The organism is Nocardia sp. NPDC055165 (genome assembly GCF_053606985.1).
The window spans coordinates 112,305-125,943 of the sequence record NZ_JBSGSS010000015.1 but is presented as its reverse complement, the minus strand read 5'-3'; the positions used below and the strand labels follow the sequence as shown (position 1 = coordinate 125,943).

The 13,639-nt window shown below is 68.0% G+C and carries 13 protein-coding genes; 4 read left to right on the top strand and 9 right to left on the bottom strand.

Translation table 11 applies throughout. From position 1 onward, the window contains the following. Window positions 1–62: 62 nt before the first annotated feature. From ACWFRF_RS27285 to mftA, 5 genes are all read right to left on the bottom strand, one after another. Window positions 63–1,427, bottom strand: coding sequence for a GAF domain-containing protein (locus tag ACWFRF_RS27285; protein WP_452452913.1), 1,365 nt, complete (start codon window positions 1,425–1,427; stop codon window positions 63–65). 105 nt (window positions 1,428–1,532) lie between these two features. Next, window positions 1,533–2,927, bottom strand: a complete 1,395-nt coding sequence (mftG, locus tag ACWFRF_RS27280; RefSeq protein WP_452452911.1) for a mycofactocin dehydrogenase MftG — start codon at window positions 2,925–2,927, stop codon at window positions 1,533–1,535. A 10-nt stretch (window positions 2,928–2,937) separates the two neighbouring features. After that, window positions 2,938–4,335, bottom strand: coding sequence for a mycofactocin biosynthesis glycosyltransferase MftF (gene mftF / locus ACWFRF_RS27275; RefSeq protein ID WP_358060798.1), 1,398 nt, complete (start codon window positions 4,333–4,335; stop codon window positions 2,938–2,940). Window positions 4,336–4,476: 141 nt separating this feature from the next. Continuing rightward, the gene (mftC, locus tag ACWFRF_RS27270; protein ID WP_378991230.1) at window positions 4,477–5,952 is read right to left on the bottom strand and encodes a mycofactocin radical SAM maturase; all 1,476 of its coding nucleotides are present in this window, start codon (window positions 5,950–5,952) and stop codon (window positions 4,477–4,479) included. 2 nt (window positions 5,953–5,954) lie between these two features. After that, on the bottom strand, window positions 5,955–6,059 hold the full coding sequence (gene mftA / locus ACWFRF_RS27265; RefSeq protein ID WP_452452909.1) for a mycofactocin precursor MftA: 105 nt from the start codon (window positions 6,057–6,059) through the stop codon (window positions 5,955–5,957). Window positions 6,060–6,243: 184 nt separating this feature from the next. On the opposite strand from mftA, the gene mftR2 reads away from it, so the two are divergent. Both mftR2 and ACWFRF_RS27255 read left to right on the top strand, forming a co-directional pair. Beyond that, window positions 6,244–6,876: a mycofactocin system transcriptional regulator MftR2 gene (gene mftR2 / locus ACWFRF_RS27260; RefSeq protein WP_378990881.1), complete on the top strand. Its 633-nt coding sequence runs from the start codon at window positions 6,244–6,246 to the stop codon at window positions 6,874–6,876. A 37-nt stretch (window positions 6,877–6,913) separates the two neighbouring features. Next, entirely contained in the window at window positions 6,914–7,969 is a 1,056-nt protein-coding gene (locus ACWFRF_RS27255) for a 2Fe-2S iron-sulfur cluster-binding protein (protein WP_449969311.1), read from the top strand. Here ACWFRF_RS27255 and ACWFRF_RS27250 read toward each other — a convergent pair. The 3 genes from ACWFRF_RS27250 to ACWFRF_RS27240 form a co-directional block, all read right to left on the bottom strand. Beyond that, window positions 7,966–8,739, bottom strand: coding sequence for a DNA alkylation repair protein (locus tag ACWFRF_RS27250; RefSeq protein ID WP_452452906.1), 774 nt, complete (start codon window positions 8,737–8,739; stop codon window positions 7,966–7,968). The genes ACWFRF_RS27255 and ACWFRF_RS27250 overlap by 4 nt on opposite strands. Window positions 8,740–8,786: 47 nt before the next feature. Next, the gene (locus ACWFRF_RS27245) at window positions 8,787–9,551 is read right to left on the bottom strand and encodes a glutamate racemase (protein WP_452452905.1); all 765 of its coding nucleotides are present in this window, start codon (window positions 9,549–9,551) and stop codon (window positions 8,787–8,789) included. A gap of 66 nt (window positions 9,552–9,617) precedes the next feature. Next, window positions 9,618–10,817 carry an NAD(P)/FAD-dependent oxidoreductase gene (locus ACWFRF_RS27240; protein ID WP_452452903.1) on the bottom strand — a complete coding sequence of 400 codons (1,200 nt, stop codon included), beginning with the start codon at window positions 10,815–10,817 and terminating at the stop codon, window positions 9,618–9,620. 218 nt (window positions 10,818–11,035) lie between these two features. On the opposite strand from ACWFRF_RS27240, the gene ACWFRF_RS27235 reads away from it, so the two are divergent. Further along, entirely contained in the window at window positions 11,036–11,392 is a 357-nt protein-coding gene (locus ACWFRF_RS27235) for an SPW repeat domain-containing protein (RefSeq protein WP_379317109.1), read from the top strand. Next, a complete protein-coding gene (locus ACWFRF_RS27230; protein WP_378990890.1) occupies window positions 11,392–12,009 on the top strand; it encodes a TetR/AcrR family transcriptional regulator in 618 nt (205 codons plus the stop codon). Before ACWFRF_RS27235 ends, ACWFRF_RS27230 begins: the two co-directional genes overlap by 1 nt. Here ACWFRF_RS27230 and ACWFRF_RS27225 read toward each other — a convergent pair. Next, window positions 11,935–13,542, bottom strand: a complete 1,608-nt coding sequence (locus tag ACWFRF_RS27225) for an MFS transporter (protein WP_452452901.1) — start codon at window positions 13,540–13,542, stop codon at window positions 11,935–11,937. The genes ACWFRF_RS27230 and ACWFRF_RS27225 overlap by 75 nt on opposite strands. Window positions 13,543–13,639: the final 97 nt, after the last annotated feature.

Sequence of the window (13,639 nt, the reverse complement as noted above, 5' to 3'; positions counted from 1 at the left end):
GAGTGTGGGCTCCAACACATCGGCCATCCATATGTGAGCCACCACACCTTCAGACCGGGACACTATGAGCCGAAACGTTGCATCTGCGTTGCATCGGCGCCGATGCGCCGGTCGAGGACCCGGATCTTGGCTTCTATCTGCGCATACAGCGGCGAATCGCGATCGACGGTCGACCGGTAGGCGGCCCACGCGGCAGCATCGTCGCGGCCTTCCGGACACGAGGTCCATCGGCGCAGCACGGCGGCGTCGGGGGCGGCGAGCACGGCGGTCCGCAACCGGACTCGCAGCTCGTCGCGGATATCGCAAATGCCGGGAGCCGACGAGCGCGGCAGCACCGGACCCGCGTACAAGTTCAATGCGGATGCGGTATCACCGGAGTCGAGTGCGGCCCGGAGCTCCTCCACATCGGTTGCGACATGCACGCGCAGACGGTATGGGCGCGAACCGACCACCGAGGCACCGATCACCGACCGCAGCCGCGACATCGCCGCGCGGATCGTGCCGTTGTCCAGATCGGTGTCGTCCAGCAGCAGCGCCAGGTGATCGGCGCCGAGACCTTCGGGATGTTCGGTGAGCAAGAGCAGGATCTCGGCGTGGCGCTGCGAGAGCGGCACCCGCTCCCCCGCGATGCTCAACTGAGGTTGACCCAGACCCAAGACGTCCAGACCGAGCCTGGCCTGTCCGGTGCCGTCGCGGTTCGCCACAGCCGGCGCCTTGATGCCGTGGCTCGCGCGCATGGCTCGCAGCACCAGATCCATCTCGGCCGCGGTCGCGGCGGCTTTGACCAACGCGAGAATTTCGGGCTTGGCCACCCGCATCCCGCCGGCAATCATCAGAACGCCGATCAGTCGGCCGTCCGGCTCGTGCACGGGCGCCGCGGCGCCGGTGATCTGGTGCATGCGATGCAGGAAATGTTCGGGTCCGTGGATCCAGGTGGCGCGGCCGGTGCGCACGACGAGGCCGACGGCATTGGTGCCGATCCGGCGCTCGCTGAGATCGTCGCCCTCGCGCACGCCGATCTCGGCGGCGGCGGCGACCTGCTCCGGATGACCGTGCACCGACAGCACCCGACCGAACTGGTCGGCCACGGTCACGATCAATCCCGCGTGCGACGCGTCCTGGACCAGCAGTTTGTCGATCAGCGGCATGAGAGCGGCGATAGGGTGGGCGTCGCGATAACGCTCCAGATCGGCGCCGCGCAGCCCGCGACCGTCGAGGACGTCCGTCGGGTCGACACCGCCGCGCACACTGCGCAGCCATGATTCGAGAACGAGCGGACGTAGAAGACCGGCCAGCTGGGTAAGCTGTTCACCACCGGCACTGAGAAATCCATGGGCCTGTGCGGCATAGGCTTCCAGAGCACCGAGCTGTGCGCCCGACTCCGATGCCTGCCGTGGGGGCCTCCCACCTGCAAGATTGCTGACCATTTGCCTTTCTTTCCCGCTACAAACTGTACCGGGCAGATATCAGGCCAACCGCCAGAAGTCAGGGTTTGTCCCGCAGGTCACATCGTGGTATCAATCGTCACTTCGTCACACGACCATGTGGTCCGCTATGGACGCGGCGAGCATCACTGTGGTGGCCTGTGGACCGCGCCGCAGCGGGACCGGGACGACCGACAGATCGGCCACCGTCAGCGCCTCGATGCCGTGCACACGCCCCTGTTCGTCGACCACCGCGCGCTCGTCCCCCGCGGGGCCCATGCGACAGGTACCGGAAAGATGTTGAGACGTGCCGAGGTTGGCGCGCAGCCAGGAGTCGTCGACGGGTCCGATTCGCCGACCCAGGAGATCCGCCGTGAGTGCCACTGCCTCGCGCAACCGGGCTCGGTCCTGCTCGGCGCGGAGATAACGGTGGTCGACGCGGGCTGCGACAGCCGGATCAGTCGAAACCAGGGTCAGCTCGCCGGTCGACTCGGGACGCATCAGGGCGACCCCCACCCGGCGAAGACCCGGCGTGAACATCGCGGTGTACGGACGTAGTTCCAGGTCGTCCATTTCGAGGACGTATTCGAGCGCGACGGTCGACCACGCGGGTTGCGCACCGGCGAATTCGATGCCGATCTCCGGATGATCGGTGCACCACGCGCCCACCGGAGCGGGTCGCAGCACCGGAACACCGAGCGAGCGCAGCAGCGGTTCGGGGCCGATCCCGGATCTGATCAGCAGCGCGGCCGACTCCACCGCACCCGCGCACAACACCACCTCGTCGGCATACGTCGTCCCGCGTTCTCGCCCGCGGGCCCACTCCACACCGATTACCCGGGTGCCCCGCAGTAATAGCCGAGTCACCATTGTTTCGCCGGTGAGGATCAGATTGCTTCGGTGGAGCGCGGGAAAGAGATGGGTGATCGCGGGCCCGGCGCGGCGGCCTCGCGAGATCGCCAACGGCACGCGCCCGAATCCCGCACCGGTATCTGCGGACGGTGCGTTGAGATCGGGGATTTCGGTGAATCCCGCTGCCACGCACTGTTGCGCGAATTCGACGCTGAACTCGGTGGGGTCGCTGGTTCGTGAAATCGGGATCGGGCCGCCGATTCCGTGACCGGGCACAGCGCCGAAATCCGCATCGTCTTCCAGAGCGCAGAACACCGGAAGGACCGATTCGAACGACCAGCGCGGGCCCGCCACCACGCTCCAGGCGGCGAAGTCGTCGGCGGGTGGGCGGATGAAGTAGCTGCCGTTGATCGCACCGGAGCCACCGATCAGCTTGCCCCGCACCAGATTTCCCGGATACCGCCACACCAGTCGAGACTCGGGGCCGACCGGGAGATGACCTGGGTCGAGCAGTTCGACGGGCAGCTCCCCCATCGCAGGGAAAACCGGTCCGGCTTCGATGACGCGCACCGAACGCGCCGGATCGGCGCTGAGCCGCGCGGCGAGCACGCAACCCGCCGACCCGGCTCCGACGATGAGAGTGCTCGTCACGCAGTCGGCTTCAGCGGGGCGGCACGCTCGGCTTGAGCGCTTCGAAACTGCGCGCCCGGATGACGCCGAGCCACAGGCCCGTGCCGTAGGCCACGTCGTCGAGACGCTTGTAGGCCACATAGCGGACCGGGTCGAGCCCGCCCGAGTCGCGATGGGTGAACCAGTCGGCGAGACCGTCGGCGAGTGCCATCGTGATGGCGATCTTGCGGATCCGGCTCGACGCGATCACCGCCAGGAGCGTCACCGGCCAATAGTCCCGGCACATCGCCGAAGCCAGTCGCCACATCCCGGCGAAGTAACCGCGCGCGAGGTAGACCGCCGCGATCCGGGTCGGGTTGTCCAGTTCGGTGAAGACCCGGCGCAGGCGGACCAGGGCCGTCGCCAGAGTGACGAGTCCGCCGAGCAGACCCCATTTCGACAGTGTCGCGAACAGCAGACTGGCCAGCACGGTCCAGGTCGGCACCGACAGCGGCGAGACCAAGCCCGAGTGCCGTTTCCCGAGCGGTGCCGCGCCCGTGCCGTAGAACAGCTTTCGCCCGAACCAGGCGCGGAAGGCGACCCGGTGATCGTGGGCGACGTGCGCGGCGGGCTCGTAGCGCAACCGCCAGCCCGCGCGTTCGAGGCGCCAGCACAGGTCGACGTCTTCGGCCACCTGCATCGATTCGTCGAATCCACCCTCGCCGAGCAGCGCCGCGCGCCTGGCCAGCAGCGCCGCGCTGGGCACGTAGGACACGATGCCGCGGGCGTGCACCGCCGATTCGCGCCGGCCGAGGTCGAGTGAGGAGCGAGTGTGTTCGTAGCGAGCGAGCGCGTTGGATTCGGAATCCAGGGCCACGATGCGCGGCGCGACCAGCGCGACCTGCGGATCGCTGAAATGTCCGAGCATGACCTCGAGCCATCCGCTGCGCGGCACCACATCGGAGTCCAGGAACGCCACGAAGCCCGTTGTCGCCGCCTGCAATCCGGCATTACGGGCGGCGGCGGGGCCGAGCGGGCTCTCGTGCCGCAGCACCGTCACCTGACCGCGGCCCGGCCGTGGCGGGATGCGGACCGGCTCGTCGGAGCCGTCGTCGACGACGATCACATTGTGCCCACGCAGCACTGCCAGCAGCCGTAACAGCCCGTCGGCGTTGTTGTAGAGCGGGATGACCACGGTGACGTCGTCGAGGGATGGTTCGAGCCGCGGGCGCGGGTTGGCCACGCCGGAATCGAGCAGTCGGCGCGCGACGATCGCGGACTTGGTGTCGGTCACCTCCAGGTATCCGTCGCCGATCAACTCGGCGGCCTCCGGGGCCAAGCGCAGCATCCGTGCGGGCGATCCTCCGATCAGGATCCGACCCCCGGAAAATGCGCGTACCCGTGGATCGATCCGTACCCCGAAGCCGTCGGGCAGACGATCATGGCGCATTCCTCGCATGCTATTCGCAGTTGGCCCCGCAGACATCATCACCCCACAAAAAAGGACCAAAGTCTGTCCGAAATATGGCTGTGACCGGTTGCCGGACGCGTCAACAAGATCGGCAGCGCACTTCCGGCAACCGGGATGGGCTCAGCCGAGCGGACTCTCGTTGCACGCCTTGGCCGGTGGCCGCTTCACGGTCAGTGGCAGCGACACCCTGGTTCGGCTGCGAACCGGGCGCGAGTGGTCGACGGCGGGGCGCGGAATGGTGCGACCCGGCGCCGACAGCGCCGCTTCGCCGTAGCCCTGAACGCATTCCGGGTCCGGTCCGTTGGCGGGCAGGCCGGTGAAGAACTTCGCGGCCATGCAACCACCACGGCACGAGTCGTAGTGCGAGCACTTCGTGCACGCGCCACCGTCGACCGGCTCGCGCAGTTCGGCGAAGAGTTCCGAATCGGTCCAGACCGCCTCGAAACCACCGTCGGCGACGATGTTTCCGGCCTTGAAGCGGTCATGGATGGCGAACGGACAGGCGTAGACATCACCGACCGGATCGACCAGACAGACCACCCGGCCCGCACCGCACATGTTCAAACCCGGTAGCGCCGAGCCGAATGCGGACAGGTGGAAGAACGAGTCGCCGGTGAGGACGCCCTCGCCGTTGCGGACGAGCCAGTCGTAGAGCTCGCGCTGCTGTTCGGGCAGCGGGTGCAGCTCGTCCCACACGTCCGCGCCGCGACCCGAGGGACGAAGGCGGGTGAGCCGCAAGGTGGCGCCGTACTTGTCGGCGATGGCCTTGAACTCGTCGAGCTGGGAGATGTTGTGCCGGGTGGCGACCACCGAGAGCTTGGCGTCCTTGAAACCCGCCGCGGCGAGGTTCGACAGCGCCTTGATCGCGGTGTCGTAGGAGCCGGGACCGCGCACGGCGTCGTTGACCGCGGCATCGGCGCCGTCGAGGGAGATCTGCACGTCGACGTAGTCGCTGGCCGCCAAACGCGCGGCGACCTCTTCGTTGATGCGAACGCCGTTGGTGGAGAACTTGACCCCCACATTGTGCGCGGTGGCGTAGTCGACCAGTTCCCAGAAGTCGGGGCGCACAGTCGGTTCACCGCCGCCGATGTTGACGTAGAAGATCTGCATGCGCTCGAACTCGTCGATCAGCGCCTTGCACTGCTCGGTGCTCAGTTCGTTCGGGTCGCGGCGACCCGACGAGGACAGACAGTGCACGCACGACAGGTTGCAGGCGTAGGTGAGTTCCCAGGTCAGGCAGATCGGTGCGGCGAGGCCCGATTCGAAACGGTCGATCAACCTGCCGCCCTGGGTGGCGTCACCCGCCGCCAGGGCTGTCGGCGCGGCGGTGACCGGTCCGGGCGATGCCACGATCATGTCGGTGTCGGCCAGCTGCGCGAGCGCTTTGACGTGCGCATCGGAGGCGTCTATGCCCTTGGCACGCAGTGCGTCGCGCACGGAGGGGTGCGCGGGCAGCGACCGGACCACATCGACGAGATCGCGGCTCTTGAGGAACGAGAGCTTGCGGGTGCCGAAGTGGTACAGCAGCGCGCCGAAGGATTCCGGGCGCAACGAGACCCGAGGGTGCAGCGTCCAACGGGTGTCGAGGTCCAGCATGGTCAGTACACGCCGCACATGCCGTCGATGCTGACCTCTTCGATCAGCGTCTCGGTGACCAGTTCCTCGTCGGATTCGACGGTCGCAGGCGTGGTGTTCTCAGGCATGACTACCTCCATTGTGTTGCCGGTCACCTCGCACCTTAACGTCAGTGACTGCCATAAAGGGCGGAATCGGAAAATCTTTCTCTGAGCACACCCCGCCCCCCTCGGCTGCGAACCCCTCTAGACTTCCGGAGGCAGGGATGGGAAAGGGCTGATGGCCCGGTGGCAGCAGAGGTGAGGCAGAGGCTTGCGTAACCATGGCGGGGCGGGTGCTGGTTCGACACTGTCGGAGGCAGAGATCGTCGACGCGGCACTGAAAGTGGTGCGCGAGGACGGGGTCGAGAAGCTTTCGATGCGGCGGCTCTCGCGCGAGCTCGGGGTGTCACCGATGGCGCCGTACTACTACGTGGCCGACAAGCGCGAGCTACTCGATCTGGTTGCCAGCGCGGCCCTGGTCGGGGTGCGCAAGCCGCCGCGCGAGTCCGGTCCGTGGCAGGTGCGCCTGCGCGATCTGATCGATCAGATAGACGATAAACTGCGCACGCATCCCGGCCTGGGCGACATCTTGCTCGAGCAGATGCTCGGCAAGCAGCTCGACCTGATCGACGCCGTGATGGAGATCCTGTTCGACGCGGGCTTCAGCGACCGCAACGTGCTGGCCGCCTACGCGACCATCCACACCTACCTGTTCGGCCGCAGCAGAGTGAACCCGCGCGACCGTTCCGCGCCCGCCGACGTGCTGCTGCCCGAGGCAGTGGCCCGAGCCACGAAGTACATGTCCGACCTGCGCGGCAAGTACTCCTACGACTTCGGGATGGAGGTGCTGGTCGCCGGACTCGAGGCGCAGCTTGCCCTGCAGGCGCGTCCCGGCCTAGCATGAAACTGAAACACGTTCTAGTTTTGCCCGAGAGGACGACATGACCACAGTCGAGGTTCCGCACGGCTCGCGCTCGGTGGTGCTGCGAGTAGCCGCGGTGATCGCCGAAACGGCCGACACCCACTCCGTGGTCTTCGAGGTACCCGCCGAACTCCGCGAGCGCTTCGCCTACTCCCCCGGCCAGTTCCTGACGCTGCGCATCCCGAGCGAGCAGACCGGATCGGTCGCCCGCTGCTATTCGCTGGCCAGTTCGCCGTTCACCGATGACCTGCCGAAGGTGACCGTCAAGCGCACCGTGGACGGATACGGCTCGAACTGGCTGTGCGACAACATCGCCGCGGGCGACGAGGTCGAGGTGCTGCCGCCGTCAGGTGTGTTCACGCCCAAGGATCTCGACGAGGACATGCTGCTGTTCGGCGCGGGCAGCGGAATCACGCCGGTGATGTCGATCCTGAAGTCGGCGCTGTCGCAGGGTTCGGGCAAGGTCGTGCTGGTTTACGCCAATCGCGACGCGACCTCGGTGATCTTCGCGGACGAACTCCGCGATCTCGTCGGTAAGCATCCCCAGCGACTCACCGTCATCCACTGGCTCGAACCGCTGCTCGGTCTGCCGACCGCCGACATGCTGGCCACCCTGGTCCGGCCCTACACCGCCTACGAGGCGTTCATGTGCGGGCCCAAGCCGTTCATGGACCTGGTGCACGACGCGCTGGCCTCGCTCGAGGTCCCGCGCAACCGCACCCACGCCGAGGTGTTCAACTCCCTCGCCGGAGATCCGTTCGCCGACCACGCGCCCGCCGAGGTGTCCGAGGCCGAAGCGGCCGACGCGGCGACGGTCGAGGTGGAACTCGACGGCCAGGTGCACGAGATGTCGTGGCCCCGCAAGCAGACGCTGGTCGACATCATGCTCGACAAGGGCCTCGACGTGCCCTACTCCTGCCAGGAGGGCGAGTGCGGGTCGTGTGCCTGCACCGTGCTGGAAGGCAAAGTGGAGATGGCCAATTCGGAGATCCTCGATCCCGAGGACATCGAGAACGGGTACATCCTCGGCTGCCAGGCGCGGCCGGTGACCGATCGCCTGCGGATCCAGTTCTAACGCATGGCGCGGTAGGCGGCGCGTTGCTCGGGGTCGAGGTGTTCGGTCGCGTAGCTCAACGCGGTGCGGCCCAGCTCGGGTGCGTTCCGGTTCAGGAAATCGGTGAGTGCGGTCTGGTCGACGCGCTTGCCGATTTCGCGCAACATCCACCCCAGCGCCTTCTGGATCAGATCTCGGCGGTCCGTCCGAAGGATTTCGGCGAGTTCCAAGGTGGTGCTCGGGTCGCCCGCCTTGATGAACGCGAACGTCGACAACAGCGCGACGCGGCGCTCCCACAGCGAATCCTGTTCGGCCAGTTCGAACAGCAGCGTGCGGTCTTTGTCGAGTAGCCAGGGGCCGATGATGTTCTCGGCGGAGGCGTCGACCAGATCCCAGTTGTTGACCCGGCCGCGCCGGACGGCCGCCAGGTAGAGATCGACCATCTCCTGACGGGCCGTGTCGTCGAGGGCACGCGGTTTCGATGCCGCCGCGAAGCGGGCGTTGAGGATGAACAGGGCAGCCAGGCGTTCCTCGTGGAGGGGGCTGTCGAGGAGTTCGTCGATCTGCGAAAGCGGCAGTGCGGGGAACTGTTTCGCCACTCTTCTGGTGACGGGGACTCGGATGCCGAGAAAGATGTCGCCCTCGCCGTATTCGCCGGGGCCGGTCTTGAAGAAGCGTTGCAGGTGATGCGCGTCAGTGGGGTTCGCCAGGTCGGCGAGGGCCTTACGCACCTGTGCAGCGGTGGGAAGCTCGGACACACGCACCTCCGGGTCGGCGGATTCCCTCCGCATTCAACACTGGTGCGGTGACATGCCGGAGCAGGCTCCCCGTCGTCCGATCAGGCCGGTAGTGCGCCGAGGAGGCGGCCCGACTCGAATGTCGCCGCACCGGAGGGCAACTCGCCCGGCCGACCGCTCGTGCGGACGGTGACGGTGCCGGAGCCGGTGGTGGGGCGGCCGAGTTCGTCCATCTTGCGCACGGTCTGGGCGGCGACGGCTTGGGCGCTGTCGAACAGGCGCACTCCGTCGGGCAGTGCGGCGATGATGGCGTCGATGACCAGCGGGTAGTGGGTGCAGCCGAGGACAACGCCCTCGACGTCGGCCGGGGTGCGCGCGGCCGAGTCGGCGATCGACTCACGGATCGCCACGATGTCACCGCGGTCGATCGCATCGGCCAGGCCGTGGCAGGCGACTCCGACCACCTTCGCGTCACCGCCGAACCTGGCGATCAGATCGGCCTGGTAGCGGCTGGCAGTGGTCGCCGCCGTCGCCCACACGGCCACCGAATTACATTGTGCGGCAGCAGGTTTGATCGCGGGGACCGTGCCGACCACCGGCACCGAATCCCCCACCTCCGCCCGCACATGCGCCAACGCGGTGACGCTGGCGGTATTGCACGGCAGCACGATCACCTCGGCCCCCGCCTCGATCGCCTGCCGTGCCGTGCCGACGACCCGCTCGACCACCCACTGCTCCGGCTTGGGCCCCCAGGGCGCACCATCGGGGTCGAGCAGCAGCAGCAAGTCGACGTCGGGCCGCAGCTTGCGCAACCACGAAGCCGTAGGCAACAGGCCGAGGCCGGAATCGATGAGCGCGACGATCACCGCTACACCGTATTACAGCGGCGAGCCCGGCCGATCGCGACCATGGACGCACCGGCCCGGGCGGGCTCAGCCTGCCGCGGCGAGGAGGTCCGCCACCGGGGTGGGGGTGGCCAGTTTGGCGCGCAGTTTCATCACCTGGCTGGTCAGGCCCGCACCGAGCACGGCCGTGAGGATGCCGTCGCGGGAGTAGTAGGCGAGGAACTTGCGGCCGTCGTCGGTGACCACGGTGACGTCGTCGCCGGCCGAGGGGGTGCCGAGGGCCTGGATCTTGATGTCGTACTGGTCGCTCCAGAAGTACGGGACGCGGGCCATAGTGGGCGGAGTACCGCCGAGGAGGGCGGTGACCAGCAATTTTGCCTGCTCACCGGCGCTCGTCCAGTGTTCGACCCGCTTGCGGACGCCGGAGTCGTGCTGCCAGGCGGCGACATCACCGACCGCCCAGACGGCGTCGGCGGAGGTACGGCCGACCTCGTCGGCGAGCACGCCACCGCCCGCGGACCTGTCGGCCAGCTCGATACCGGAGTCGGCCAGCCAGTCGGTGACGGGGACCGAGCCCACGCCGACCACGACCAGGTCGGTGTCGATGTCGGTGCCGTCGGTGAGGACCGCGCCACACACCCGGCCGGAATCGTCGGCGCGCAGGGTGTCGACGCCGACACCGCAGCGCAGGTCGACGCCTTCGTCGCGATGCAGGCGCGCCACCAGGCCACCGATCTGCTCGCCCAGGACCGAGGCCAGCGGGGTCGGCTGGGGTTCGACGAGGCTGACCTCGACTCCGGCGGCGCGGAAGCTGGCGGCGAGTTCGCAGCCGATGAAACCGGCGCCGATGATCAATGCCCGGTTCGCACCGTCCAGTTCGGCGCGCAGGGATTCGGCGTCCTCATGGGCACGCAGCACATGTACGCCCCCGACCTGGGGAAGACCGGGGAGCCTGCGGGGGCGCAGACCGGTCGCGATGATCAGCTGGTCGTAGGCGATGGTGGCGCCGTCGGCCAGGGTGACGGTGCGCGCGGCGGTGTCGACACCGGTGACGGCGGTACCGAGACGCAGCTCGATGTTCTTGTCCGCGAAGAACTCCGGCGGGCGAAGGGTGGTGTCGTCGGTCTCGCCGCGCACGAACTGCTTAGACAGCGGCGGGCGGTCGTACGGCGCGCGCGTCTCGTCGCCGAGCAGCAGCACACCGCCCTCGTATCCGGCCCGGCGCAGTTCCTCGGCCGTGCGCAGGCCTGCCAGACCCGCTCCGACGATCACGATGGGCGCGCTCATATTGTGTCCTCTCGGCATGCTCGGTCGCTGACCGCTCGTGCCATGTTTCTGCTGTGTCGCGGACCACTACGGCCCCCAGATGTTTGTACCAGTGCGCCGGGTCACCTGTGACACCCACGTCGCAACACAACCGTGCCGCTTCCGATGTCGACCGGGCGGTCAATCAGGAGTAGACCGAGGTCAGAGGTATTTTTCGTCTCAACGAGGAGGCATTTCCCATGTTCACCAACAGTCGTGCACAGGACTTTCTGGCCGTTGTGCTCGGCGCATTCACCGCACTGTCGCCCCTGTGGCTCGACACCAACGACAACGCCCGCTGGACCCTGATCGTGCTCGGCGTACTCATCGCCGCGACCGGTCTGATCCAGATGGCCAGGGACGATCTGACGGTCGCGGACTACGCGATGGGCGTGTTCGGCGTGCTGCTGTTCATCTCGCCGTGGGCCATGGACTTCACCGCGTTCCGCGGCGCGTCCTGGACCGCATGGGTGGTCGGAGTGGTGACGGCGGTGGTGGCGGTCGCCGCGCTGCCTGCCATGAACCAGCGCCTGCACAACATGGCTCCACATCACTGATGCCGGGCCGACGAGTCGGGCGCCGCAACGCGAAACGCGATGGCGACGCCCGGCAACTCATCCTGGATGCCGCCGAGACCCTGTTCGCCGCACAGGGATTCGACGCGACGCCGACCGCGGCCGTCGCCGCGGCCGCCGATGTGCCGAAAGGACTGGTCTTCTACTACTTCCCCACCAAGAACGCGATCCTGTCCGCGCTCATGCGCGAACGCGTCCCCGAACACCCGATCGACGACCTCGCCGCCGTGGTGACCCCCGGCGATCCAGCCGCCAGCCTTATCAATCTCGACACCGCGATCAACCTGCGCGACCATCACTCCTCGGTCCTGCGGGTGATCATGTGGCGCGAAGCCGACACCCACCCCGACGTGCGCCGCAAACTCCGCGCCCTGCGCGATCAGCTCCTCGATGTCACCACCAGGGTTCTGCAAGCCAGCACCCCCGTCCCCGTCCGCCCCGGCACCCTCCACGCCTGCGCCGCTGCCTGGGTGTCCGCCATGTTCGCGATCGCCAGCACCGACCGCCTCCACGCCCTCGACGACCTACCCGTCCCGACTGCCGACGACCTGTTGAACGTCGCCCAGGTGGTCGCGGCGGGCATGACCCACCTCGGCTGACGGCAGCGTAGATCCGTCAGCTTCGGCTGTCCGCCGGGCGTCGTCGACGAGATGCCGATCCGGTCGGCGCGCATCCGCCGCGGTGAGCGCCCTGCCACGGAGAACGTGGAGGGCCACCGAGCCGAGGACCCCGTGCAGGACGGCCGCGGTGGCGGCGACGACGTGCAGTCCACTGACGAAGGCGCTGCGGGCGTCGTCGAGTACGGCGGGGGCGAGGCCGGGCAGGTGCAGAGTCTCGCCGAGGGTCGGGGCAAGGTCCGGACCGTGGACGCGGAACAAGACGGCGGCCAGCGAGCCGAACAGGGCGATACCGAGCGCGTTGCCGAGTTCGTTGCCGGTCTCGGCCAGCGCGGCCGCCGCGCCCGCCCGTTCGGCCGGCACCGCGGCGACGGCGATCTCGGCGACCACGCTGAACGAGATGCCGTAGCCGATGCCCGCAACCGCCGTCGCGGCGATATACCAGCCGACCCCGCTGCCGGTGCTGGTCGGCAACAGCAACGACAGTCCGATCGCGATCGTGAAGTGGGCGGTGATCAACGCTGCCGACCGGCCGATGCGTGCCACGACGGCCGGGGTGACGACGGCGGCCGCAGTGAGCACGAGCGCGCCGGGGACCGCGAGCAGCGCGGCGTCGGCGATGGACCTGCCGAGCACGGATTGCAGGTACATCGCCGCCAGATACGCGGTCGCCGACCAAGCCGCCAGGGGCAGGAACCCGGTCACGATCGCGATGGTGAAGACCCGGTTGCGGAACAGGCTGAAATCTATGAGCGGGTTGTCGATGCGCCCCTGCCTGCGACCGAACCACCCGAGCAGCGCCACACCGATCAGGCCCACAGTCACCGAGGAAATGGATATGCCCTGCGCAGCGCCGTGTTTCACCGCGTACATGGCAGCCAGAAGTCCGGATGCCGAGGTGAGCACGCTCGCCACGTCGATGCGGCTGAGGCCGGTCGCGCGCACCTCACCGAGCAGGATCGGCGCCAGCACCAGGAACACCAGCACCACGGGCACATTGATCAGCAGCACCGATCCCCACCAGAACCGGGTCAGCAGCTGCCCGGCGACGATCGGGCCGATCGCGAAACCCGCCGCGAAGGTGGCGGCGAAGATGCCGATGGCCTGCGCGCGTCGGCGCGGGTCGGTGAACAGTGTGCCGAGCACGGCGAGCGCCGACGGCAACAGCGTCGCGCCTGCCAGCCCCATCAGGACACGGAAAACGATCAGCAGTTCGGGGCTCGTGGCGAAGGCCGACCCGACCGAGCCGAGGCCGAACATCGCCGCGCCGATCATCAGCAGGCGTTTGCGGCCGTATCGGTCACCGATGGTGCCGAACGCGATCAGCAGGGCGCCGACCGCGAAGCCGTAGCTGTCCAGGATCCAGAGGGATTCGTCGGCCGAGGGTGAGAGCGCCTCGGTGATGGCGGGCATGGCCAGGAACAGCACCGAGCCGTCCATGGCGACGAGCAGGACGGGGCCGAGCACCACCAGCAGGCCCAGCCAGGATCGCAGCTCGATATCGATTCGATTCATGTCCCCACCCTGCGATCGCGTGCGAGTGGCAACCAGACCCCTGACGTGGGTACACCCGGCCGGGATAGGCAGGACAGGCCGGCGGTGCCTACGATCG

Excerpts from the sequence above, each read along its gene's own strand:
- mftA (WP_452452909.1), bottom strand. The coding sequence starts at position 6,059 with ATGCCTGAGAACACCACGCCTGCGACCGTCGAATCCGACGAGGAACTG.
- mftC (WP_378991230.1), bottom strand. The coding sequence starts at position 5,952 with ATGCTGGACCTCGACACCCGTTGGACGCTGCACCCTCGGGTCTCGTTG.
- ACWFRF_RS27235 (WP_379317109.1), top strand. The coding sequence starts at position 11,036 with ATGTTCACCAACAGTCGTGCACAGGACTTTCTGGCCGTTGTGCTCGGC.
- mftF (WP_358060798.1), bottom strand. The coding sequence starts at position 4,335 with ATGCGCCATGATCGTCTGCCCGACGGCTTCGGGGTACGGATCGATCCA.
- ACWFRF_RS27230 (WP_378990890.1), top strand. The coding sequence starts at position 11,392 with ATGCCGGGCCGACGAGTCGGGCGCCGCAACGCGAAACGCGATGGCGAC.
- ACWFRF_RS27255 (WP_449969311.1), top strand. The coding sequence starts at position 6,914 with ATGACCACAGTCGAGGTTCCGCACGGCTCGCGCTCGGTGGTGCTGCGA.
- ACWFRF_RS27240 (WP_452452903.1), bottom strand. The coding sequence starts at position 10,817 with ATGAGCGCGCCCATCGTGATCGTCGGAGCGGGTCTGGCAGGCCTGCGC.
- ACWFRF_RS27225 (WP_452452901.1), bottom strand. The coding sequence starts at position 13,542 with ATGAATCGAATCGATATCGAGCTGCGATCCTGGCTGGGCCTGCTGGTG.
- ACWFRF_RS27285 (WP_452452913.1), bottom strand. The coding sequence starts at position 1,427 with ATGGTCAGCAATCTTGCAGGTGGGAGGCCCCCACGGCAGGCATCGGAG.
- ACWFRF_RS27250 (WP_452452906.1), bottom strand. The coding sequence starts at position 8,739 with ATGCGGAGGGAATCCGCCGACCCGGAGGTGCGTGTGTCCGAGCTTCCC.